The 22,269-nt window shown below is 69.5% G+C and carries 21 protein-coding genes; 3 read left to right on the top strand and 18 right to left on the bottom strand.

Features of this window, described 5'->3' with window-relative positions:
- The first annotated feature begins 8 nt into the window (after positions 1-8).
- Complete coding sequence (atzF, locus tag AB0D74_RS13050) at positions 9-1,664, top strand: allophanate hydrolase (RefSeq protein WP_362584322.1); 1,656 nt, start codon at positions 9-11, stop codon at positions 1,662-1,664.
- A gap of 98 nt (positions 1,665-1,762) precedes the next feature.
- Here atzF and AB0D74_RS13045 read toward each other — a convergent pair whose 3' ends face one another.
- The 11 genes from AB0D74_RS13045 to AB0D74_RS12995 all read right to left on the bottom strand — a co-directional run bounded on the left by AB0D74_RS13045 (position 1,763) and on the right by AB0D74_RS12995 (position 13,150).
- Complete coding sequence (locus AB0D74_RS13045) at positions 1,763-4,615, bottom strand: DEAD/DEAH box helicase (RefSeq protein WP_362584319.1); 2,853 nt, start codon at positions 4,613-4,615, stop codon at positions 1,763-1,765.
- A gap of 83 nt (positions 4,616-4,698) precedes the next feature.
- Positions 4,699-5,640 carry a twin-arginine translocase subunit TatC gene (gene tatC / locus AB0D74_RS13040; protein ID WP_362584316.1) on the bottom strand — a complete coding sequence of 314 codons (942 nt, stop codon included), beginning with the start codon at positions 5,638-5,640 and terminating at the stop codon, positions 4,699-4,701.
- 47 nt (positions 5,641-5,687) lie between these two features.
- The gene (gene tatA / locus AB0D74_RS13035) at positions 5,688-5,972 is read right to left on the bottom strand and encodes a Sec-independent protein translocase subunit TatA (protein ID WP_362584313.1); all 285 of its coding nucleotides are present in this window, start codon (positions 5,970-5,972) and stop codon (positions 5,688-5,690) included.
- A 260-nt stretch (positions 5,973-6,232) separates the two neighbouring features.
- Positions 6,233-6,427 carry a hypothetical protein gene (locus AB0D74_RS13030; RefSeq protein ID WP_362584310.1) on the bottom strand — a complete coding sequence of 65 codons (195 nt, stop codon included), beginning with the start codon at positions 6,425-6,427 and terminating at the stop codon, positions 6,233-6,235.
- 9 nt (positions 6,428-6,436) lie between these two features.
- Positions 6,437-6,697 (bottom strand): hypothetical protein, encoded by a 261-nt coding sequence (locus AB0D74_RS13025; RefSeq protein ID WP_362584307.1) that lies wholly within the window; start codon positions 6,695-6,697, stop codon positions 6,437-6,439.
- Positions 6,698-6,756: 59 nt separating this feature from the next.
- Positions 6,757-7,770: a WYL domain-containing protein gene (locus tag AB0D74_RS13020; RefSeq protein WP_362584304.1), complete on the bottom strand. Its 1,014-nt coding sequence runs from the start codon at positions 7,768-7,770 to the stop codon at positions 6,757-6,759.
- 19 nt (positions 7,771-7,789) lie between these two features.
- Positions 7,790-8,743 (bottom strand): WYL domain-containing protein, encoded by a 954-nt coding sequence (locus AB0D74_RS13015; protein ID WP_362584301.1) that lies wholly within the window; start codon positions 8,741-8,743, stop codon positions 7,790-7,792.
- Between the two features lie 217 nt (positions 8,744-8,960).
- Positions 8,961-9,332 (bottom strand): FKBP-type peptidyl-prolyl cis-trans isomerase, encoded by a 372-nt coding sequence (locus AB0D74_RS13010; RefSeq protein ID WP_217550321.1) that lies wholly within the window; start codon positions 9,330-9,332, stop codon positions 8,961-8,963.
- A gap of 74 nt (positions 9,333-9,406) precedes the next feature.
- Entirely contained in the window at positions 9,407-10,405 is a 999-nt protein-coding gene (locus AB0D74_RS13005; protein ID WP_362584297.1) for an FKBP-type peptidyl-prolyl cis-trans isomerase, read from the bottom strand.
- Positions 10,406-10,519: 114 nt separating this feature from the next.
- Entirely contained in the window at positions 10,520-11,881 is a 1,362-nt protein-coding gene (gene pafA, locus AB0D74_RS13000; RefSeq protein WP_028801611.1) for a Pup--protein ligase, read from the bottom strand.
- Between the two features lie 9 nt (positions 11,882-11,890).
- On the bottom strand, positions 11,891-13,150 hold the full coding sequence (locus tag AB0D74_RS12995) for an MFS transporter (RefSeq protein ID WP_362584293.1): 1,260 nt from the start codon (positions 13,148-13,150) through the stop codon (positions 11,891-11,893).
- A 46-nt stretch (positions 13,151-13,196) separates the two neighbouring features.
- Here AB0D74_RS12995 and AB0D74_RS12990 point away from each other — a divergent pair, with 46 nt between their 5' ends.
- Positions 13,197-14,252: a LacI family DNA-binding transcriptional regulator gene (locus AB0D74_RS12990; RefSeq protein ID WP_362584290.1), complete on the top strand. Its 1,056-nt coding sequence runs from the start codon at positions 13,197-13,199 to the stop codon at positions 14,250-14,252.
- 101 nt (positions 14,253-14,353) lie between these two features.
- Here the strand turns inward: AB0D74_RS12990 and prcA are convergent, their stop codons facing one another.
- The 6 genes from prcA to arc all read right to left on the bottom strand — a co-directional run bounded on the left by prcA (position 14,354) and on the right by arc (position 20,520).
- Entirely contained in the window at positions 14,354-15,121 is a 768-nt protein-coding gene (gene prcA, locus AB0D74_RS12985) for a proteasome subunit alpha (RefSeq protein ID WP_362584287.1), read from the bottom strand.
- 69 nt (positions 15,122-15,190) lie between these two features.
- Entirely contained in the window at positions 15,191-16,036 is an 846-nt protein-coding gene (prcB, locus tag AB0D74_RS12980; RefSeq protein ID WP_362584284.1) for a proteasome subunit beta, read from the bottom strand.
- A complete protein-coding gene (locus AB0D74_RS12975) occupies positions 15,988-16,557 on the bottom strand; it encodes an endonuclease VII domain-containing protein (protein ID WP_362584281.1) in 570 nt (189 codons plus the stop codon). Before AB0D74_RS12975 ends, prcB begins: the two co-directional genes overlap by 49 nt.
- A gap of 32 nt (positions 16,558-16,589) precedes the next feature.
- Positions 16,590-16,808 carry a ubiquitin-like protein Pup gene (locus tag AB0D74_RS12970; RefSeq protein WP_234531430.1) on the bottom strand — a complete coding sequence of 73 codons (219 nt, stop codon included), beginning with the start codon at positions 16,806-16,808 and terminating at the stop codon, positions 16,590-16,592.
- A gap of 189 nt (positions 16,809-16,997) precedes the next feature.
- Complete coding sequence (dop, locus tag AB0D74_RS12965) at positions 16,998-18,509, bottom strand: depupylase/deamidase Dop (RefSeq protein WP_362584277.1); 1,512 nt, start codon at positions 18,507-18,509, stop codon at positions 16,998-17,000.
- Positions 18,510-18,753: 244 nt separating this feature from the next.
- Positions 18,754-20,520: a proteasome ATPase gene (gene arc, locus AB0D74_RS12960; protein WP_362584274.1), complete on the bottom strand. Its 1,767-nt coding sequence runs from the start codon at positions 20,518-20,520 to the stop codon at positions 18,754-18,756.
- A gap of 537 nt (positions 20,521-21,057) precedes the next feature.
- On the opposite strand from arc, the gene AB0D74_RS12955 reads away from it, so the two are divergent.
- Complete coding sequence (locus tag AB0D74_RS12955; RefSeq protein WP_362584271.1) at positions 21,058-21,363, top strand: ferredoxin; 306 nt, start codon at positions 21,058-21,060, stop codon at positions 21,361-21,363.
- A gap of 73 nt (positions 21,364-21,436) precedes the next feature.
- Here AB0D74_RS12955 and AB0D74_RS12950 read toward each other — a convergent pair whose 3' ends face one another.
- On the bottom strand, positions 21,437-22,018 hold the full coding sequence (locus tag AB0D74_RS12950) for a hypothetical protein (RefSeq protein WP_362584268.1): 582 nt from the start codon (positions 22,016-22,018) through the stop codon (positions 21,437-21,439).
- Positions 22,019-22,269 lie beyond the last annotated feature (251 nt).

Below are 22,269 nucleotides of genomic sequence, written 5' to 3'. Positions count from 1 at the left end.
GCAAGAGCATGTCCAGCACCGTCTCCCGTGTCCGTGCCGCCTACGCGCGCATCGAAGCGGTCGACCGGCCCGAGATCTGGATCGACCTGCGCCCGCGGGCGGAGGCCGAGGCGGAGGCCCGCGCGATCGACGAGCGGGTGGCCGCGGGGGAACACCTTCCCCTCGCCGGCCGCCTGTTCGCCGCCAAGGGCAACATCGACGTGCACGGGCTGCCCACGACGGCGGGCTGCCCGGCGTACGCCTACGAACCCCGGGCCGACGCCCCCGTGGTGGCCCGGCTGCGCGCGGCCGGCGCACTGGCCCTCGGCACCACCAACCTCGACCAGTTCGCGACCGGCCTGGTCGGCACCCGCTCCCCGCACGGCGCGGTCCGCAACGCGATCGACCCCGAAAGGATCAGCGGCGGCTCCAGCTCCGGCTCGGCCGTCGCCGTCGCCCTCGGCATCGTCGACCTCGCCCTCGGCACGGACACCGCGGGCTCGGGCCGGGTCCCGGCCGCCTTCAACGGCATCGTCGGCCTGAAACCGACCCGCGGCCTGGTCCCGACGGCCGGTGTCGTCCCGGCCTGCGCGTCCGTCGACTGCGTGACGGTGTTCGCCCGCACCCTCCCGGAGGCGGAGCAGGCACTGTCGTACATGGCGGCACCGCCGGACCGCCCCCTGCCGCCGCTCCCCCAGCGGGCCCCGGGTCCCTGGCGGATCGCGGTCCCGCCGCTCGCCCAGCTCGGCGAACTGGACGAGGGCTGGGCAAAGGCCTACGAGGAGACGGTGGACCGCCTGACCGCCGCCGGTGCCTCGATCCGCCCGCTCGACCTCACCCCGTTCACCGAGGCGGCGGCGATGCTCTACGAGGGCGCCTTCGTGGCCGAGCGCTACACGGCCGTGGGTCCCTTCATCGACAAGTTGATCTCGTCCGGCGGCGAGGGCCTCGACCCCACCGTCGCCGGCATCATCACCCGGGCCCGGGACATCCCGGCCCACCGGCTCTTCACCGACCAGGACCGCCTGGCGGACCTGCGCGCCCGCGCCCTGGCCGAACTCGCCGACGCGGACGCCCTGCTCCTCCCCACCGCTCCGGGCCACCCCACCCTCGCGGAGGTCGCGGCCGACCCGCTGGGCGCCAACGCCCGCCTGGGCCGCTTCACCAACTCCACGAACCTCTTCGACCTGGCGGCCGTGGCCGTCCCGGCCGGCGAGGTGAACGGCCTGCCGTTCGGCGTGATGCTGATCGGCCCGGCGTTCACGGACGCCCGCCTCACCACGATCGCCCGCACCCTGGAACCGAGAGTGCGCCTGGCGGTGGCCGGCGCCCACCTGACGGGCCAGCCCCTCAACCCCCAGCTCCTGGCACTGGGCGCGGTACTCGACCGCACGACGACCACGGCACCCGCCTACCGCTTCTACGCCCTGCGGACGACCCCGCCGAAGCCGGGCCTGGTCCACGTCGGCGAGGGCGGCGCCGCGATCGAGACGGAGGTCTGGTCCCTTCCCCCCGAGGGCCTGGGCCACCTCCTCGCGACGCTCCCCCACCCCATGACACTCGGCAGCATCGACCTCTCGGACGGCACCACCGTCCCCGGCTTCCTCTGCGAACCGAGCGCCCTGACAGACGCCGAGGACATCACACGGCACGGAGGCTGGCGGAACTTTCTCGGCCGAGGGTGACCCTCCCTACCCAGGGGCGCTGGGGGTCCCCCCGGCCGAAGGCTGGGGGAGGAACTGCGCGACCAGCCCCCACACACCCGCACCCGCGCTCCGACAGGTCACCCCACCGACGAGTAGGCCACAACCCCCCGCAGCACCAGATCAACCGCCTTACGCGCAGACTTCCCCACGGTCGAGCCCTCCACAGGAGAAGCCGCCGCGATCTGCCCCAGCACGTCGATGACCTGCTTGCACCACCGCACGAAGTCGCCGGCCGGCATCTCCGCTTCCCGCAGCACCTCGTCCAGGCCCAGTCCCGTGGCCCACATGTAGGCGGCCCAGGCGAAGCCGAGGTCCGGTTCGCGCTGTCCGACGCCCTCGGTCTGGTTGATCCGGAAGTCCTCCTCGAGGGCGTCGAGCCGCCCCCAGATCCGCACCATCTCGCCGAGCGCGGCCTTGGCCTTCCCGGAGGGCAGCTTGGGCGCCATCGCGTCGTCGCCGACCCGGGCCTCGTACACCAGCGCCGAGACGCAGGCGGCGAGTTCGGCGGGGCTGAGGCCCTCCCAGACGCCGGCCCGCAGGCATTCGCTGGCGAGCAGGTCGAGTTCGCCGTAGAGGCGTGCCAGCCGCTTGCCGTTTTCGGTGACCTCGTCGCCGCGCAGGTAGTCCAGCTCGGTCAGCAGCGCCACGATCCGGTCGAAGGTCCGGGCGATGGTGTTGGTGCGGCCCTCGATGCGCCGCTCCAGCTGGGAGGTGTCCCGGATCAGCCGGTGGTAGCGCTCGGCCCAGCGGGCATGGTCCTCGCGGTCGTTGCAGCCGTGGCAGGGATGGGCCCGGATCGCCGTGCGCAGCCGTGCGATCTCCCGGTCGTCCGCCGCCTGCGACCGCTTCTTGCGGGCCCGCTCCGGGGGGATGTGCCCGGCCTTGGTGCGCAGCGCGGAGGCGAGGTCGCGACGGGACTGCGGGGAGCGGGGGTTGAAGGACTTGGGGATCCGCATCCGCTCCAGCGCCTCGACCGGCACCGGGAAGTCGATGGAGGCGAGCCGCTTGACCTGCCGTTCGGCCGTGAGCACCAACGGCCGGGGCCCGTCGTGCTGTTCGAAGCCGCGGTGGCCGTTGGACCGCCCGGCGGGCAGCCCGGGATCCAGCACGAGCGCCAGTCCCGCGTACTTGCCCGTCGGGACGTGGATGACATCTCCCGGCTTGAGCTTCTCCAGGGCGACGGCCGCCTCGGCACGCCGCTGGGAGACGCCCTGCCGGGCCAGTTCCGTCTCGCGGTCCTTCAACTCCCGCCGCAGCCGGGCGTACTCCTCGAAGTCGCCGAGGTGGCAGGTCATGGACTCCTTGTAGCCGGCGAGTCCTTCCTCGTTGCGCTGGACCTGACGGGAGATCCCGACGACCGACTTGTCGGCCTGGAACTGGGCGAACGACGTCTCGAGGAGTTCCCTGGAGCGGTGCCGCCCGAACTGCTCGACCAGGTTGACCGCCATGTTGTACGACGGCTTGAAGCTGGAGCGCAGCGGATACGTACGGGTGCCCGCAAGGCCGGCGAGGTGCTCGGGGCTCATCCCGCGCTGCCACAGCACCACGGCGTGGCCCTCGACGTCGATGCCCCGCCGGCCGGCCCGGCCGGTCAACTGCGTGTACTCGCCGGGCGTGATGTCGGCGTGCTGTTCGCCGTTCCACTTGACGAGCTTCTCCAGCACGACCGAGCGGGCGGGCATGTTGATGCCGAGCGCGAGGGTCTCGGTGGCGAACACGGCCTTCACCAGGCCGCGTACGAAGAGTTCCTCGACGACCTCCTTGAAGGTCGGGAGCATGCCGGCGTGGTGGGCGGCGATGCCGCGCTCCAGGCCTTCGAGCCACTCGTAGTAGCCGAGGACGTGCAGGTCCTCCGGCGGGATCGAGGAGGTGCGCTCCTCCACCAGGGCGCGCACCTTGTCCCGCGCCTCGTCGTCGTTGAGCCGGAGGCCCGCGTACAGGCACTGCTGGACGGCGGCCTCGCAGGCGGCGCGGCTGAAGATGAAGGTGATGGCGGGCAGCAGGCCCTCGTTGTCGAGGCGTTCGATGACCTCGGGGCGGCCCGGTGTCCATACCCGGGACCGCTGTCTGCGCTCCCGCTCCCGGTCGGCCTCGCGCATGGCCCGGCCGCGTCTGCGGTCCTGGTACGACGGACGCTGTGCCTCCATGCGGGCCAGCCGGGCGAGGTCGGGGTTGACGGCCTTCTTGTGACCCTCGCCCTCCTCGAACAGGTCGTACATCCGGCGTCCGGCGAGCACGTGCTGGAAGAGCGGGACGGGCCGGTGCTCCGAGACGATGACCTCGGTGTCGCCGCGGACGGTGTCGAGCCAGTCGCCGAACTCCTCGGCGTTGGAGACCGTCGCCGACAGGGACACCAGGGTCACGGACTCCGGGAGGTGGATGATCACCTCTTCCCAGACGGCGCCGCGGAACCGGTCGGAGAGGTAGTGGACCTCGTCCATGACCACGTAGCCGAGGCCGATGAGGGTCTGGGAGCCCGCGTACAGCATGTTCCGCAGGACCTCGGTGGTCATGACGACCACGGCGGCGTCCGGGTTGATGCTGTTGTCACCGGTGAGGAGCCCGACCATGCCGTCGCCGTAGCGGCGGCAGAGGTCGGCGTACTTCTGGTTCGACAGCGCCTTGATGGGTGTCGTGTAGAAGCACTTCTTGCCCTGCATCAGGGCGAGGTGGACGGCGAACTCGCCCACGATCGTCTTGCCGGAGCCGGTGGGGGCGGCCACCAGTACGCCCTTTCCGGCTTCGAGTGCCTGGCAGGCCTCGATCTGGAAGGGGTCGAGGCCGAATTCGTACATCTCGCGGAAGGAGGCGAGCGCGGTGGCCTGCTCGGTGGCCCGCTTGCGGGCCGCCGCATACCGCTCGGCCGGTGAGAGGTCCTCTGTCATCGTGCTTTCGAGCGTACCGGTCCCCACTGACAACAGGACGATCATTATCCGGAACATGGGACAACGGACGACAAAGAGGTGCCCGCGTCAGGTGACGCGGGCACCTCCGGGTGACGGGGGTCGACCTGTCAGGTCACGTCGTCGTATCCGTTGACCCGGTCCGGGCCCTCGGGCAGCGCGCGGCTGGCGGAGACGGTCTCGATCTCGCCGACGTCCTCGGGGGTGAGGTCGAGGTCGGAGGCCTCGTCGTCGTCGAGGCCGTCGTCGTCGCGGCGGCGCCTGCGCCGGTCGTTGAGAAGGGAGAACGCGACCGCGCCGAAGTACAGCACCCAGATCGGTCCGGCGAGCGCCAGCATGGAGAGCGGGTCGGTGCTCGGGGTGGCGACGGCCGCGAAGACCGTGATGCCGAGGATCATCGCCCGCCACCAGCCGAGCATGCGCTTGCCGGTGATGATGCCGGTGAGATTGAGCATCACCAGGAGCAGCGGCAGCTCGAAGGAGAGACCGAAGACGATCACCATGCGGGTGACCAGCTGCAGCAGGTCGTCGAGCGGAAGCAGGTTGCTGACCCCGTGCGGGGTGAAGCCGATGAGCACCTTCGCGGTGGTCGGCAGGACCTTGTACGCGAAGAACGCGCCGGCGAAGAAGAGCGGGACGCCGGTGCCGACGAACGCGTAGGCGTACTTCTTCTCGTGCCGGTGCAGACCGGGGGCGACGAAGGCCCACAGCTGGTACAGCCAGACCGGGGAGGCGAAGACCACGCCCGCCATCAGGGAGACCTGGAGGGCGAGGGTGAAGGGAGCGAGCAGACCGTTGATGGTGATCTGGGCGCACTGCTCGTCGCCCGTGGTCTTGTTCATCTCCGAGAAGGTGTGCGCGCAACCGACGGATTCGAGGATCGGCTTGGTGAGGAAGTCGATGATGTTGTTGTAGAAGAAGGCGGCGACCACCGTGATGACGATGATGGCCAGCATGGCCTTCGCGAGCCGGTTGCGGAGCTCACGAAGGTGATCCGCGAGAGGCATCCGCCCCTCGGGATCCTTCTCCTCTTTGCGGGCAGACTTTGGCAACCCACGTCCTCATCTCGTGCGGCAGGCCGGGGGCTACCGGCCTTGCGTCAGCGCTGGGTGGTGTCCGACGGCTCGTTGACCGGGCGGGAGCTGGTCACGTCGCCGGGGGCCGCCTGGATGGTGCGCTGGGCCGCGGACTGCTCGCCGGAGGCGGGCGCCTGGGCGGAGGTGGTGCTGTTGCCGTCTTCCTTCATCGCCTTGGCCTCGCTCTTGAGGATGCGCGCGGACTTGCCGAGCGAGCGGGCCATGTCCGGAAGCTTCTTCGCGCCGAACAGCAGGATGACGACGACAAGGATGAGAATGATCTCGGGGGCTCCGAGCCTTCCGAACATAAGTCTTTACCTTCTCACCGAGGCGGCTGGGTGGGGTGCTGTCCGATCCGTCGGACATGCGTCCGAGTGATCGTGCTCTCAGCGATCGTAACGCTCAGGGGTGAACGTGAGGCAATCCCCGTGCGTACTCCCGGTCCGCGGCCCGGGCCTCGTTCTCCGTGCCGCGTTCAGCAGCGTACCTTTCCCTGCGGGCACCGTGACAGGGCGAAGTGACGCAAACCGCTTATGGCCCAGTACTCACACCGCTTCCACAGCGGGCGTCACAGTGCGTCGACAGTACGGGCGGCGCTCTCGGCGGCCCGCTCCAGGTCCTCCGCGGCCCGGCTGATGCGCCGTGCCGAGTCCGTGACCTGCGCGCCCAGCCGCCGCGCCTCCAGGAAGACCCGGACGGCGAGCACGCCGAGCACGGCGAGACCCACGAAACCCACAGCTACCGCGACCATCGCCCAGAACATGGGGCGAGCCTAGACGGTGGGGTGCAGCCGCAGTGTCCTGACCCCGCCGCCGGTGAGGAGTTCCACGATCCGCTCCCCGGCGGGCTTGCGGACGGCGGTCCCGCAGTCGGGGCAGGTGAACGAGTAGAACGTCGTCTTGCTGGTGGCTCCGATGGCCAGCCGCAGGGCGCTCGCGGTGAGCTCGAAGCTGCCCCGGCAGTCCGGGCAGCCGGCCCGGAACACCACGGGGACCACTCTTCTCATCCCGGCGAAGGCGGCGGCGACCGTCATCTCCCGCGCGCTCGCGCCACCGGAACCCGAAGACTCGCTCAGAACGCCCGAAGACTCGTTCAAAGCCCCTGCCCTTCCTCGTCGCCGTGCCCAACCTGGTCGTACGCCGCCAGTGCGTCACGTGCCGCCCGGCGGGCGCTGTCGGCCAGCTCGGGCGGTGACACGATCCGGCCGTCGCCGCCGAGCCTGAGGGCCAGCCGGCGCAGGGAGGCCGGATCGGGGGTGCGCAGGGTAATACGCAGCCCGCCGTCGGGAAGCTCATCCGCGCTGTCGTGCGGGTAGTACTCGGCGACCCAGCGGCCGGCCGGGCCGACCTCCACGACCACCTCGGGGTCCTCGGCGGCGGGCTGCACCAGGGCCTCGGACAGGTCGCGCAGCTCGATCTCGGGGGGTGCGGACGGCTCGTCGAGGATCCTGATCTCGGCGACCCGGTCGAGCCGGAAGGTGCGCCGGGCCTCGGAGCGGCGGCACCAGGCCTCGACGTAGGTGTGGCCGACGCTGACCAGGCGGATGGGGTCGATCTCGCGCTCGGTCAGCTCGTCGCGGGCGGGTGAGTAGTAGCGGATCCACAGCCGGCGGCGCTCGGCGATGGCCCGGTCGACGTCGGCGAAGACCCCGCCCTCGGACTCGAAGGTCACCGAGAGCCGGGCGCTGGCGTCGCCCGCCTCGCCGGCCGCGGTCTCCACCTTGGCGGTGGCCCGCAGCAGCGCCTGCCGGTCGCCCTCGCGCAGCCCGGGCAGGGTGGCCACCGCGCGGGCGGCGACCAGGAGCGCGGTCGCCTCGTCGGCGGCGAGCCTGAGCGGTTCGGCGGCCTCCTCGCCGAGCGCAGCCGCGTTGTGCCACCAGATGCGCTCGCCGTCGGTGTCGATGTCCAGCAGATCGCCGCCCCGGAAGCTGGTGCCGCACATGGGCAGCACGTCGAGGTCGGAGACCAGCTCGTCCTCGGTGACGCCGAAGGCGCGGGCCACGTCCGCGATCCGGGCGCCGGGGCGCTCGCGCAGATAGGTCACCAGGGAGAGCATCCGCCGGGTCTGGTCGATGGCGTTCACGGGCCTGACCGGTTTGCCTGCCACTGCCTTGCTCCGCTCCCCCTCAGCCCTTGGCCACGGCACGCAGCCGGTCCACCACGTCCGCCCGCAGTTCGGCCGGCTCCAGGACCATCACGTCCGGCCCGAACTCCACCAGCCAGGCATCCAGCCCGTGCCCGTACGGAATCTCCAACTCGTCCCACCCCTCGCCGAGTTCCCGCACCGCGGTGGCCTTCGCCCGAAGGGGGTAGCCGGCGCCGGAGCGCAGCCGGATCAGCGCGGAGCGGTCGGCGATCTCGCCGGCCCAGCTCGCCACCGTCTCACGGACGGTGACGACGTCCGGGACCGGTGCGGTGAAGGCGGTGCCCCGGGAGCGGACCTTCCCGGTGATCCGGGACAGCCGGAACACCCGCTCCGCGCCCCGGTCGCGGTCCCAGCCCGCCAGGTACCAGTGGCCGCGCCAGCACTCCAGGGCCCAGGGCTCCACGTTCCGGGTCTCCGGGTGGGCGGCGGTGGCCTTGCGGTAGTCGAAGACGACCGGGCGGCGGTCCCGGCAGGCCAGCATCAGCGGTTCGAACGCGGCCTCGTGCACCGGGATCCGCGGCTCCAGGGCGCCATGGGACTCGTACGGGTCGACGTCCTCGGGGAGGCCTGCCGCGCGCAGCTTCTGCAGGGCACCGCTGGCGGCGCCGGCGAGCCGGGCCTGCTGCCAGACCTTGGCGGCGAGTCCGAGAGCGGCGGCCTCCTCGGCGTCCAGGGTGATGGGCGGCAGGCGGTTGCTGTCCCGGCGCGCGAGATAGCCGATCTCGCCGTCCAGGTTCTCGACGGTCTCGATCACCAGTCCGAGTTCGCGGAGATCGTCCTTGTCCCGCTCGAACATCCGGCTGAAGGAGTCGTCACTGCCCGCTTCCAGGTAGGCCTCAATGGATTCCCGCAGCTCACGCTTGCTGAGCGGCCTGCGCGTCCCCAGCAGGCACAGCGCCAGGTTCATCAGCCGCTCGGCCTTGGCAATGGCCATCGACGCCCTTCGCCTTCCTCATGGTGCTTCTGACCGATGACCGTACCGCTCCGGAGTGTCACGGCAAAAGCCAGTACAGACAACGAGCACCGAAACGGACACGACTCGACAAAGGCCGAGGGCCCGCGCACACGGCACGGGCCCTCGGCCAGCCGGTTTCCGACCGGGACCGGTCAGCGCCTGGCGGCACCGGGCCGGGGCGGCCCGAGCCGGGGAATCAGACCGCGATCAGGTCCACGACGAAGATCAGCGTCTCGCCGGGCTTGATCGCCGGAGTCGGGCTCTGGTTCCCGTAGGCGAGGTGGGCCGGGATGGTCAGCCGGCGACGCCCGCCGACCTTCATGCCCTGCACACCCTGGTCCCAGCCCTTGATGACCCGGCCGCCGCCCAGCGGGAAGCGGAACGGCGCGCCGCGGTTCCAGCTGGCGTCGAACTCCTCGCCGGTGCTGAACGCGACGCCCACGTAGTGGACGGTGACGGTCTGACCCGCCTGGGCCACCTCGCCGTCACCCTCCCAGATGTCCTTGATCTCCAGGTCGGCCGGGGCCTCGCCCTCGGGGAAGTCGATCTCGGGCTTGTCGATGCTCACGTCTTGGGCTCCTGCTTGTGTACGACACTGAACCGGGACAGTCTTTCATCCCCGCCCGGGTCGTGCCCGCGCGACTACATCGCCGCAAGAATGTCCACCGTGAACACGAGCGTCGAACCCTTCTCCACCACACCGCCGCTCGGCGGGTTGTTCCCGTAGGCCAGGTCCGGCGGCGTGACGACCAGGATCCGGCTGCCCACCTTCTTGCCGGTGATCCCCTGCGCCAGCCCCTTGAGGACCTGCTGCATCTGCTCCAGCGAGAACTGGGCCAGCCGCCCGCTCTCGTACGTCTGCTCGAAGACCTTGCCGCTGTCCCAGACCTCGCCCTTGAACTGGCACAGGACGGTCTGCGCCGCCTGCACCTCCGCGCCGTCGCCCTCCAGCACGTAGTTCGCCACCAGCTTCTTCGGCGGGTCCACCTTGGGAATCTCGACCGACGGCGCCTTGCCGTCCGTGTTCGTACCGATCTTCGGCAGCGCGGCGTCGCTCTGCGCGACCACCTTGCCCGTGCTGGAGCTCTTCGAGTTGAACGAGTTCAGGATGTCCACCACGAACACCAGCGTGTCCGTGCCCTTGATCCCCGCCTGCGAGTTGCCCGCAGTGCCGTACCCCCAGGTCGGCGGCACGGCCATCAGCACCCGGCTGCCGACCTTCCTCCCGGCCAGCCCGTACCGCCAGCCGTCGATGATGCTGCCCGCGGCCAGCTGCATCAGCAGCGGCGTACGGTCGTACGACTGGTCGAAGACCTTCGCCGTGGACCAGATCTGCCCCAGGTAGTTGGCCTGGATGAAGTCGTTCTCCGCGACCGACCTGCCGCTGCCCGCGATCACCGTCTTGACCGCCAGGTTCTTCGACGGGTCCCCGCTGCCCTTGGCCACCGTCGGCTTCTCGTCGAACTTCGCGCCCGCCGTGATCGCCGGCAACGGCCCGTCCACGATCTTCGGCGGCGGCACCGAGGCGGAGGCCGACGGCGACGCGCTGGCCTTGCTGGAGGCGGACGAGTTGTCACCACACCCGGCGAGCGTGACCAGCCCCGCGGGAACAGCGGCAAGGAGAAGAGAGCGTCGGCGCACGGAAGAGCCTCGTAATCGGTCGATCTTGCGGATGGCGTGCGCGCAACTCTACGACGTGAGAAGGGCGCCGTACGGAAAACGTACGGCGCCCGTGTGGCGTTCTGTGCCGATCTCTCACATACCGGCGATGAGCTTCTCCACCCGGTCGTCGACCGAACGGAACGGGTCCTTGCACAACACCGTGCGCTGCGCCTGGTCGTTGAGCTTCAGATGCACCCAGTCGACCGTGAAGTCCCGGCGCTGCTCCTGCGCCCGCCGGATGAAGTCGCCGCGCAGGCGCGCCCGAGTCGTCTGCGGCGGCACCGACTTGCCCTCGAAGATCTTCAAGTCATTGCAGATCCGCGCGGCTTGCCCCTTCTTCTCCAGCAGGTAATACAGACCCCGACGACGGTGAATGTCGTGATAAGCGAGGTCTATCTGCGCCACTCGCGGATGGGACATGGTCATGTTGTGCTTGGCCCGGTACCGCTCGATGAGCTTGTACTTCATCACCCAGTCGATCTCGGTGCCGATCCGGTCCAGGTCCTCGGCCTCGATCGCGTCCAGGGTCCGGCCCCACAGCTCAAGCACCTGCTCGACCGTGCCGGTCCGGATACCGCGACGCTCACAGAAGTCGACGGCCTTCTCGTAGTACTCCCGCTGCACCTCGAGCGCGGAGGCCTCCCGGCCGCTGGCCAGGCGCACCTTGCGCCGGCCCGTGATGTCGTGGCTGACCTCGCGGATCGCCCGGATCGGGTTCTCCAGGGTCAGGTCCCGCATCACCGTGCCCGCCTCGATCATGCGCAGCACCAGGTCGGTGGCGCCGACCTTCAGCAGCATCGTCGTCTCGGACATGTTCGAGTCGCCGACGATGACGTGCAGCCGGCGGTAGCGCTCCGCGTCCGCGTGCGGCTCGTCGCGCGTGTTGATGATCGGCCGGGAACGCGTCGTCGCCGAGGAGACGCCCTCCCAGATGTGCTCCGCCCGCTGGCTGACGCAGTACACCGCACCGCGCGGCGTCTGCAGCACCTTCCCGGCGCCGCACAGCAGCTGCCGGGTCACCAGGAACGGAATGAGGATGTCCGCGAGCCGGGAGAACTCCCCGTGCCGCGCCACCAGATAGTTCTCGTGGCAACCATAGGAGTTGCCCGCCGAGTCCGTGTTGTTCTTGAAAAGGTAGACGTCGCCCGCGATTCCTTCCTCATGCAGGCGTCGTTCGGCGTCCACCAACAGCCCTTCGAGAATGCGCTCGCCGGCCTTGTCGTGGGTGACCAGTTCGGTCACATTGTCACACTCGGGTGTCGCGTATTCCGGATGTGAGCCCACGTCGAGATAGAGCCGGGCGCCGTTCCGCAGAAAGACATTGCTGCTACGGCCCCATGACACGACACGGCGGAAGAGGTACCGCGCCACCTCGTCAGGCGACAGGCGGCGCTGTCCCCTGAACGTGCACGTGACGCCGTACTCGTTCTCCAGCCCGAAAATGCGGCGGTCCATGACTGAACATTACGCCCGATCCCCTGAGCTGAAACGGGGTTCGACAGCACGATTTGGATCATTTTCCGAACCGGCCGCAACCACCGCACCCCCACCGGGAGCTGCGAGGACCCGCCCCGTGACCGCCAGGACCAGCAACGACACACCCCCCGCCGCACCCGGCACGGCGAACCCCCACACGGCTCCGCCCGCCTCCACCACCGGGCCCGCCAGGCCCGTTCCCACCGACGCCCCCACCGTGAACGTCGTCACAAGCCAGGAGAACGCCTCGGTGACCGTCCCGCTCGGCGCATGCCGGTCCACCAGCACGAACGCACACGCGATCGACGGCGCCAGGAACACCCCGGCCAGCACTGTGAGCAACACCATGGCCAACGCATCGGGCATCAGCATCAACGGCAGATAACACACCGCCAGAAGGCCCACCAACACCCGCAGTCGCCGCGCCGGCTCCCCCGCCCACCGCCGCGCACCGTAGACACTGCCCCCCAGCAGCGCACCCAGCCCCAGCCCCGCCATCATCCAGCCGTACACCGCGTCACCACCATGCCCGTCCGCGTACGGCACCGACGCCACCGTGATCGACCCCATCGCCACCCCCACGAACAGGAACGCCGCCAGCAACGCCAACAGCCCCGGCGACCGCAGCGCCCCCAGCCAGTGCGCCTCCCGCGGCGCCGAACGCCACGCCCGCGACGGCGCCGAGACCACCACCGACAACGCCCCGAGCACCCCCACCACGTTCACCACCAGCAACGCCGCCTGCGCCGACCACAGCGACACGCACAACGTCACCAGCAACGGCCCCACGGTGAACATCACTTCCTGCGCCACCGCGTCCATCGCATACGCCGTGTGCACCCGCTCCCCCTCCCCGAGGACACTCGGCCACAGCGCACGCAGACCGCCCTCCAACGGCGGCGTGCACAGCCCCGCCGCCGCCACGGCCGCACACGCCACCGACAGCGACCCCGTACCCGCGAAGGCGAACACCGCCATCGCCACGGCCGACGCCAGCGCCGCGGGCAACTGCACCCGCGGCTGCCCGCACAGGTCCACCAGCCGCCCCAGCACCGGCTGCCCCACCGCGTTGGCCACCCCGTACACCGCCGCGAGCACCCCCGCCAGGCTGTACGTACCCCCCTCCGCCCGCACGAACAGCACGATCGCGAGAGCCGCGGTCGCGTTCGGCAACCGGCCCACCAGCGTCCCCGTCAGCAGCCGCGCCGCGTGCCTCGCCCTGAGGATCTCCAGGTACCCCGCGGCCATGTCCCACCTCCACGTTTTACGTATAACCCCGACTCCCATACGTACCATGTGCGCTGTTCACACGTCCAGACGAAGGAGCCCACCCCCGGTGCCACCCAGCACGCGCCCCACGAGCCGCGACGTCGCCCAGGCAGCCGGCGTCTCCCAGGCAGCCGTGTCGCTCGTGCTCGGCGACAAATGGCGCGGCCGAGTCTCCGAAGCCACCGCCCAACGTGTCCGCGAAGCCGCCCGCGACCTCGGCTACCGCCCCAACCTCGCCGCCCGCAACCTCCGCCTCGGCCGCACCCGCACCGTCCTCCTCGTCGTCCCCGCCCTCACCACCGAATTCTTCGCCGGCGTCTACACCGGCGCCGCCCGCATCGCCGCCACCCACGGCTTCGGCGTCGTCCTCTACCCCTCCCCCGAAGGCATCGGCCCCGCCCGCAACCCCTTCGCCTCCGCCCAGGCCGCCCTCGACGGCGTCATCGCCTCCTCCATGGCCGCCGACGCCCTCACCGCCATCCGCGGCGACCAACTCCCCCTCGTCATGCTCGACAGCGACCCCCACGGCAGCCTCGGCGCCGCCACCGTCAACCTCGACATCGCCGACGGCGTCCACCAGGTCACCGACCACCTCCTCGACCTCGGCCACCGCCACTTCCTCCACCTGGCCGCCGACATCGCCTCCTGGACCTTCGAAGTACGCGCCCGCGCACTCGCCACCCGCACCGCGGACGTCCCCGGCACCACCGTACGAACCATCCACGCCCCCATCTCCATCGAAGGCGCCCTCACCGCCACAGAAGCCGCCCTCACCACCCCCGGCCCCCGCCCCACCGCCCTCGTCTGCGACGACGACAAACTCGCCGCCGGCGCCTACAAAGCCCTCCGCCGCCAAGGCCTCCGCATCCCCGACGACATCTCCGTCACCGGCCTCGACGACCTCGCCCTCGCCACCGCCATCGACCCCGAACTCACCACCGTCCGCCTCGACGCCGAACTCTTCGGCGAACGCGGCATGCAAGCCCTCCTCGCCGTCCTCGACGGCCGCGAACCGGAACACGGAGACATCCCCGTCGAACTGGTCGTACGAGGCTCCACAGCACCCCCACGCCCCTCATAGCCCCCGAAATAGCCCCCGAACAGGCGAACGCGTGCCCACACGCCCGCGCCCCGTCCGGTAACCACCGGACGGGGCGCGCAGAACGGGGCTCACACCAAGGGCTACTCGACGTCCCCGCCGGACTCCTCCGCCCCTTCGGCTCCTTCGGCCTCGGCAGCCGTCGCCGCGCCGCCCGCCTCCAGCAGCCGCGACAACTGCGGACCCACGATCCGCTTGAACTTCCGCTGCTGCGGACGCGTCCGGTCCAGCACCGCGACCTCAAGACGCTCCGCCGGAATCTCCCGCTGCGTACCGTTCGACTCCCGCGACAACGCCGTCACAGCCAGCTTCAGAGCCTCCGCAAGGGTCATACCCTCCCGGTGCTCACGGTCCAGATACGTACTGATCTGCTCCGCACTGCCACCGACCGCCACCGAACCGTGCTCGTCCACGATCGAACCGTCGTGCGGCAACCGATAGATCTGGTCACCCTCCGGAGTCTCCCCCACCTCCGCGACGACCAGCTCCACCTCGTACGGCTTCTCCGCCGCCGACGAGAAGATCGTGCCCAAAGTCTGCGCGTACACGTTCGCCAGACCACGCGCCGTCACATCGTCACGGTCATAGGTGTAACCACGCAGGTCGGCGTAGCGCACCCCACCGATCCGCAGATTCTCGTACTCGTTGTACTTACCGGCGGCAGCGAAACCGATCCGGTCATAGATCTCGCTGAACTTGTGCAGCGCACGGGACGGGTTCTCACCGACGAACACGATGCCGTCGGCGTACTGGAGCACAACCAGACTGCGGCCACGCGCGATGCCCTTGCGGGCGTACTCGGCACGGTCCGCCATCGCCTGCTGAGGTGAGACATAGAACGGCGTCGACACCGGTATCCGTCCCCTTCCTTAGGGTTCCGTCGAAGTCACTGGGATCACCTTGATAAGAACGCCGAAGCCCTACAGCAGCGCCGCGCGCGGGCCGTCCGGCTCCTCCAGACGGCGCGCCAGCACCGCACGCGACAGCTCGGACGCCTCGTCCTCGGTGAGCCGGCGGAAACCGTCGTCGGTGATCACGGTGATGATCGGGTAGATCCGGCGCGCGACATCCGGACCACCGGTCGCGGAGTCGTCGTCGGCCGCGTCGTACAGAGCCTGCACCACCAGCGTGGTCGCCTGCTCCTCGGACAGGTCGTCACGGAACAGCTTCTTCATCGCACCCCGCGCGAAGACCGAGCCGGAACCCGTCGCCGCGAAGTTGTGCTCCTCGGAACGGCCACCCGTCACGTCGTACGAGAAGATCCGCCCCCTGTTCCGGTCCACGTCGAACCCGGCGAACAGCGGCACGACCGCCAGGCCCTGCATGGCCATCCCCAGGTTGGACCGGATCATCGTCGACAGCCGGTTCGCCTTGCCCTCCAGGGACAGCTGGGCGCCCTCGACCTTCTCGAAGTGCTCCAGCTCCAGCTGGAAGAGCTTCACCATCTCCACGGCGAGACCGGCGGTGCCGGCGATACCGACGGCCGAGTACTCGTCCGCCGGGAACACCTTCTCGATGTCCCGCTGCGCGATCACATTGCCCATCGTGGCCCGACGGTCACCGGCGAGCACCACGCCCCCGGGGAAGGTCACCGCCACGATCGTCGTCCCGTGCGGCGCCTCGATCACCCCCTGCGTCGGCGGCAACTGCCGCCTGCCGGGCAGCAACTCCGGCTGGTGCTCACCGAGAAAGTCCATGAACGAAGAGGACCCAGGCGTCAGGAAGGCAGCTGGTAGACGCCCGGTGCTACGAGTGTTGGCTTCCACAAGTTTCCTTCCAGATAAGCAGCGGCTCGGCGAGCGGCGTCGGGCTTGTCCCTCAATTTGCCGATGGCCGAATTGCAGTTGAAGCACAGTACGCCTCGGACCCTACCCGTCTTGTGGCAGTGATCCACATGCACGGCGGGGGCAGATAGACAGATACAGCAGACTCCGCCTTGGGAGGCGATCAACTCGTCGCGTTCGGCTTCGGTGAACCCGTACTTGCGTCGAAGGTGCTCCGCAGGCCGTACCGCCGCTCTGCAAGCCTTACAGCGGCTGGCCAGGCCATCGCCCTTTCGGTGCCACTCACCGTGCGGCTTCACTTCACCGCATCCGCGGCAACGCTTGTGCCCCTCAGGGACCCGTGCGAGGCCAGGCGGTTCCGGGGCTCGGCAGTGGTAGGTAACCCTGCAGCCCCGACAATGGCGCTGCAACCCATCCAGATTCGACCGCTTACGGTCGAACGCTGCGTGCGGCTTGCGCTCCCCACACCGCACGCAGCGCTTCACACCTTCTTCGCTTGCCATCCGCAACGCCCCCACCACCTTCGATTCGAAGGCTACTCGCCGCCTTTCTGAACGAATGACCGAACGAAGTCCTCCGCATTCTCCTCGAGGACATCGTCAATCTCGTCCAGAACCGAGTCGACGTCGTCGCTCAGCTTCTCGTGTCGTTCCTTGAGGTCTTCGGAGCCCTGCGACTCTGCCGCCTGCTCCTCGACCTCCTCGGTGGAGTGCGTCGCCTTCTGCTGTCCGCCGCCGGTGTCCTTGGTTGCCATGACACTCACCCCGCTCAGTTCGCCCGACATGGTCGACAGGTCGGCATTCCTGCCGATCGGTGATGATCAGACCCTACAAGCCGGGTCCGACATCGGCCCCGCAGTTTCTCCAACGTACGGGGGCCACCTCGATGATTCCCGGGCGCCGGGGTTTTGACCCCGGCCGCCCGGTGTGGTCCGGGGGTCCGTTCAGCCGCCGGAGAGGACCCTGACCAGGTCTTCTGCGGTGCGGCAGCGGTCCAGGAGCTCCTTGACGTGATTTCGCGTTCCGCGTAGCGGTTCCAGGGTTGGGACGCGCTGGAGGCTGTCGCGGCCCGGGAGGTCGAAGATGACCGAGTCCCAGCTGGCCGCGGCGACGTCGTCGGCGTACTGCTCCAGGCACCGGCCGCGGAAGTAGGCCCGGGTGTCCTCGGGCGGGCTGGTGCGGGCGCGCTCGACGTCGGCCTCGTCCAGGAGCCGCTTCATGCGTCCGCGGGCCGCGAGGCGGTTGTAGAGGCCCTTCTCGGCCCGCACGTCGGCGTACTGGAGGTCGAGGAGGTGCAGCTTGGCGGCGTCCCAGTCGAGGCCGTCGCGGCGGCGGTAGCCCTCCATGAGTTCCAGCTTGGCGACCCAGTCGAGTTCTCCGGAGAGGCTCATGGGTTCGTGTTCGAGGCGGTTGAGGGTGTCTTCCCAGCGGGCGAGGACGTCCTTGGTCTGGTCGTCGGCGTCGGCGCCGTAGCGCTCCTCCACGTATTTGCGCGACAGCTCGTAGTACTCCATCTGGAGCTGGACGGCGGTGAGTGTGCGTCCGCTGCGGAGGGTGACGAGGCGCTTGAGGGTGGGGTCGTGGGAGACCTGGTGGAGGGTGCGTACGGGCTGGTCGACGGCGAGGTCGACGGCGATGAAGCCGTCTTCGATCATGGAGAGGACCAGGGCCGTGGTGCCGAGCTTGAGGTAGGTGGAGATCTCGGACAGGTTCGCGTCGCCGATGATCACGTGGAGGCGGCGGTATTTCTCCGCGTCGGCGTGGGGTTCGTCGCGGGTGTTGATGATGGGCCGTTTGAGGGTGGTCTCCAGGCCGACCTCGACTTCGAAGTAGTCGGCGCGCTGGCTGAGCTGGAAGCCGTGTTCGTGGCCGTCCTGGCCGATGCCGACGCGGCCGGCGCCGGTGACGACCTGGCGGGAGACGAAGAAGGGGGTGAGGTGGCGCACGATGTCCGAGAAGGGGGTTTCCCGCTTCATCAGGTAGTTCTCGTGCGTGCCGTAGGAGGCGCCCTTGTTGTCGGTGTTGTTCTTGTAGAGGTGGATGGGCTGGGCGCCGGGGAGCTGGGCGGCCCGTTCGGCGGCTTCGGCCATGATGCGTTCGCCGGCCTTGTCCCAGAGGACGGCGTCGCGGGGGTTGGTGACCTCGGGGGCGCTGTATTCGGGGTGTGCGTGGTCGACGTAGAGGCGTGCGCCGTTGGTGAGGATCACGTTGGCGAGGCCGATGTCCTCGTCGGTGAGCTGGCTGGCGTCGGCGGCCTCGCGTGCGAGGTCGAAGCCTCGGGCGTCCCGTAGCGGGTTCTCCTCCTCGAAGTCCCAGCGGGCCCGTCGGGCCCGGTGCATCGCCGCCGCGTAGGCGTTGACGATCTGGGACGAGGTGAGCATGGCATTGGCGTTGGGGTGGCCGGGGACGGAGATTCCGTACTCCGTCTCGATGCCCATTACTCGCCGTACGGTCATGCGGCCCTCCTTGCCCGGCGGAGCCCTCGGTCGTGGGCTGCGCTCGCGTACCGCTGGCGCTCCGGTGCGTGTGCGGTGCCCGTCCCCGCACTGCGCGACTCGGCGGTAGGAAAGAGCCTAGAACGCCTTTGCGCTGGTGGGGAGATCATTTGCGTCATTGCCTTGCTCGCCTCGGTTCCGGTTTTGGCCGGAAAAACAGTCGGCTGCGGGTACCCGGTGAGGGCACCCGCAGCCGCCCTGTGTTTTACAGGTACTGTCCGGTGTTGGCCACCGTGTCGATGGAGCGTCCGGTGTCCGCGCCCTGCTTTCCGGTGATGAGGGTACGGATGTACACGATCCGTTCGCCCTTCTTTCCGGAGATTCGGGCCCAGTCGTCGGGGTTGGTGGTGTTGGGCAGGTCCTCGTTCTCCTTGAACTCGTCCACGCAGGCCTGGAGGAGGTGGGAGACGCGCAGACCCTTCTGCTTGTGTTCGAGGAAGTCCTTGATCGCCATCTTCTTGGCGCGTCCGACGATGTTTTCGATCATGGCGCCGGAGTTGAAGTCCTTGAAGTAGAGGACTTCCTTGTCGCCGTTGGCGTAGGTGACTTCCAGGAAGCGGTTTTCCTCGGATTCGGCGTACATGTGTTCCACTGCCGTCTGGATCATGCTTTCGACGGTGGTGGCCTTGCTGCCGCCGTGCTCTCCGACGTCGTCGGAGTGTAGCGGGAGGCGCTCGGTGAGGTACTTGCCGAAGATGTCCTTGGCGGCTTCGGCGTCGGGACGCTCGATCTTGATCTTCACGTCGAGGCGGCCGGGCCGCAGGATGGCGGGGTCGATCATGTCCTCGCGGTTGGAGGCGCCGATGACGACCACGTTCTGCAGGCCTTCGACACCGTCGATCTCGGCGAGCAGCTGCGGGACGATGGTGTTCTCGACGTCCGAGCTGACACCGGAGCCACGGGTCCGGAAGAGGGATTCCATCTCGTCGAAGAAGACGATGACGGGGGTGCCCTCGCTGGCCTTCTCCCGTGCACGCTGGAAGACGAGGCGGATCTGCCGCTCGGTCTCGCCGACGTACTTGTTCAGGAGTTCGGGGCCCTTGATGTTGAGGAAGAAGCTCTTGCCTGCGGCCTGGCCGGTGACCTCGGCGACCTTTTTGGCCAGCGAGTTGGCGACGGCCTTGGCGATGAGCGTCTTGCCGCATCCGGGGGGTCCGTAGAGCAGGACGCCCTTGGGCGGGCGCAGTTCGTGCTCCTTGAACAGGTCCGGGTAGAGGTACGGCAGCTCGACCGCGTCGCGGATGGCCTCGATCTGGCCGCCGAGTCCGCCGATCTGCTCGTAGCCGATGTCGGGGACCTCTTCGAGGACGAGTTCCTCGACCTCGCTCTTGGGGACGATCTCGTAGACGTACCCGGAGCGGGGTTCGAGGAGGAGTGCGTCGCCGGGGCGGATGTTCACGTCGAGCAGTGGCTCGGCGAGTCGTACGACCCGTTCCTCGTCGGTGTGCCCCAGGACGAGGGCGCGCTCGCCGTCCTCGAGGATCTCCTTGAGGGTGACGATGTCGCCGACGCGCTCGTATTCCATGGCCTCGACCACGTTGAGCGCTTCGTTGAGCATGACTTCCTGGCCGCGCCTGAGGTCGTCCAGGTCAACGCTTGGGCTGACGTTCACCCGCAGTTTGCGGCCGCCGGTGAAGATGTCGGCGGTGCCGTCCTCGTTCGCTGTGAGGAAGACACCGAAGCCGGCGGGCGGCTGTGCGAGTCGGTCGACCTCTTCCTTGAGGGCCACGATCTGGTCGCGGGCCTCGCGGAGGGTGTTCGCGAGTCGTTCGTTCTGGGCGGACACGCCGGCCAGGTTCGTCTGCAGCTCGACGATCCGCTCTTCGAGAATCCTCGTGTGTCGCGGAGAGTCGGCGAGCTTGCGTCGCAGGACGGCGATCTCCTGCTCAAGATAGGCGATCTGCTCGGACGGGTCGTCGGACCCTCGTCCCGGGCGGATGCCGCGGTTCATGTCGTCGTCGTGGGCTGCCACGGTCCTCACCTCCTCCAAGGGGAGCTGGACGCTTCCAGACCCTACCTGGGTGGGTGTCGATTGAAACCCCTAGATCACAAAGACTGTCAAGGTGTGTCGTCGGTCACCCATTGCGTTCTCCCTCGTGCCGGGTGGATACCCACTCAACGCGATTCAGAAGCGGCGTGTTCCAGGCCTGGAGTGGTCAAAACCCTCCGTTACTGACCGGAGTTGTCCGCTCCAATGCCGGTTCAGGGGTTGTGCCCCGGTGGCGCATTTCTTACACAGAGCGACCGGTCGGATGTGGGGCGTGTTCGCGGGGCCGGGCCGCGGGTTGGCTCAAGTCGATCGCTCCGGTGGCCGGGCGCCGCCGTCCGCGCGGTGGGACGCGCCGTGCGCGCGGGCGGAGGGGGTGCCCGGAGAGCGGGCGGGAGGGGTGCGAGGAGGGTGCGCGGGCGGCTGTGGGCCGGAGGTAGGGTCGAAGTCGTTCAACACCCGCCGGGGCGGGACCGGGTGAACCCCGGGTCCGGCTGCCCGGCGCTTTCGACGTCAGGAGAGATGACCGTGCAGCAGGAGGCCCTGGCCGGCGGTGAGGCGCTGGAGGTCTGGATCGACCAGGATCTGTGTACGGGGGACGGGATCTGCGCCCAGTACGCCCCGGAGGTGTTCGAGCTGGACATCGACGGCCTGGCCTATGTGAAGGGCGCGGACGACGAGCTGCTGCAGGCGCCGGGGGCGTCGGTGCCGGTGCCGTTGCCACTGCTCACGGACGTGGTGGACTCGGCGCGGGAGTGTCCGGGCGAGTGCATCCACGTGCGCCGGGTCGCGGACCGCGTCGAGGTGTACGGCCCGGACGCGGAGTGACTTTCCGGCCACTCCGCGTGGCGTGGGCGGCGGGTCCGCCGGGCCTGCGCGGTCCGGGTGGCCGGGGCGCCCGTCAGACGCTGTGGGTGGCGGCGGGGGTGGAGCGGACGAACGCGTGGCCGTTCCACTGCCACTTGGCGGCCGACTTCAGGTCCGGGCAGCAACTGGGCACATTGTCCGAGGAATAGCCGAGCAGGGTGGCGGTGACGGCGCCTCCGGTGACGGCGAAGTCGGTCACGGTGTAGCGGTCCTTGGGGTCGACCAGGGTGGCGACGACGCGGGGGCTGGTGGCGCCTGCGGCCTGGGTGAGGACGTAGACGGCGTCGGGCGGGGTGCCCATGGCCGAGTCGCAGTGGACGACGGCCACGGTTTCCGGTCTGCCGTCGCCGTCGAGGTCGCCGCTGGCCTTCTTGACGACCAGTTCCTTCACGGGGCCGCAGTCGAGGGGGAAGTCCACGCCGGTGGTGCTGGGCGGCGCGGCGGCCACGGGGGCGGGTTTCGTCCCGGATCCCGCGGTGGGCTGGGCGGCTTTGGCCGAGCCCGGCTGGACGAGGGACGACAGAGCGACGACACCGGCCACCGCGGCGGCGGTGGCCAGCCAGTGCATGGGGCGGGTGTCGGTGTGCGCGAGCTCCGGGACCACGGATTGCTGCACTAGGAGTGTCTCCTGTGAGGCCTGTGCCGGTGGGGGTGGCCTGCATCGTGCCACACGTCACAGTGGGGAGGGAACGGCGGGGTGGGCTTTCGCGGCCGGTGGGGTGCCGGGCTGTGCGGGGGCCGTCAACGTACGAGTGCCGCCGCCGAGTTCCCGTGGGTCGGGGTTCCAGGGGGGGGCACACCGACGGTGGGTGGGCTCGGGGGCCGGGCGCGACGGCCGCCGCCGGCGGGGGCGGGGGGGGCGGCGGA

Origin of the sequence: Streptomyces sp. NPDC048278, assembly GCF_040652195.1 — a bacterium.
Lineage (GTDB): Bacteria > Actinomycetota > Actinomycetes > Streptomycetales > Streptomycetaceae > Streptomyces.
The sequence above is the reverse complement of the archived record's forward strand: the minus strand, read 5'-3'. Positions and strand labels throughout refer to the sequence as shown.

Excerpts from the sequence above, each read along its gene's own strand:
- atzF (WP_362584322.1), top strand. The coding sequence starts at position 9 with ATGTCCAGCACCGTCTCCCGTGTCCGTGCCGCCTACGCGCGCATCGAA.
- AB0D74_RS13045 (WP_362584319.1), bottom strand. The coding sequence starts at position 4,615 with ATGATCGTCCTGTTGTCAGTGGGGACCGGTACGCTCGAAAGCACGATG.
- tatA (WP_362584313.1), bottom strand. The coding sequence starts at position 5,972 with ATGTTCGGAAGGCTCGGAGCCCCCGAGATCATTCTCATCCTTGTCGTC.
- AB0D74_RS13030 (WP_362584310.1), bottom strand. The coding sequence starts at position 6,427 with ATGTTCTGGGCGATGGTCGCGGTAGCTGTGGGTTTCGTGGGTCTCGCC.
- AB0D74_RS13025 (WP_362584307.1), bottom strand. The coding sequence starts at position 6,697 with ATGACGGTCGCCGCCGCCTTCGCCGGGATGAGAAGAGTGGTCCCCGTG.
- AB0D74_RS13015 (WP_362584301.1), bottom strand. The coding sequence starts at position 8,743 with ATGGCCATTGCCAAGGCCGAGCGGCTGATGAACCTGGCGCTGTGCCTG.
- pafA (WP_028801611.1), bottom strand. The coding sequence starts at position 11,881 with ATGGACCGCCGCATTTTCGGGCTGGAGAACGAGTACGGCGTCACGTGC.
- AB0D74_RS12995 (WP_362584293.1), bottom strand. The coding sequence starts at position 13,150 with ATGGCCGCGGGGTACCTGGAGATCCTCAGGGCGAGGCACGCGGCGCGG.
- AB0D74_RS12990 (WP_362584290.1), top strand. The coding sequence starts at position 13,197 with ATGTGCGCTGTTCACACGTCCAGACGAAGGAGCCCACCCCCGGTGCCA.
- AB0D74_RS12975 (WP_362584281.1), bottom strand. The coding sequence starts at position 16,557 with ATGGCAAGCGAAGAAGGTGTGAAGCGCTGCGTGCGGTGTGGGGAGCGC.
- AB0D74_RS12970 (WP_234531430.1), bottom strand. The coding sequence starts at position 16,808 with ATGGCAACCAAGGACACCGGCGGCGGACAGCAGAAGGCGACGCACTCC.
- dop (WP_362584277.1), bottom strand. The coding sequence starts at position 18,509 with ATGACCGTACGGCGAGTAATGGGCATCGAGACGGAGTACGGAATCTCC.
- AB0D74_RS12955 (WP_362584271.1), top strand. The coding sequence starts at position 21,058 with ATGACCGTGCAGCAGGAGGCCCTGGCCGGCGGTGAGGCGCTGGAGGTC.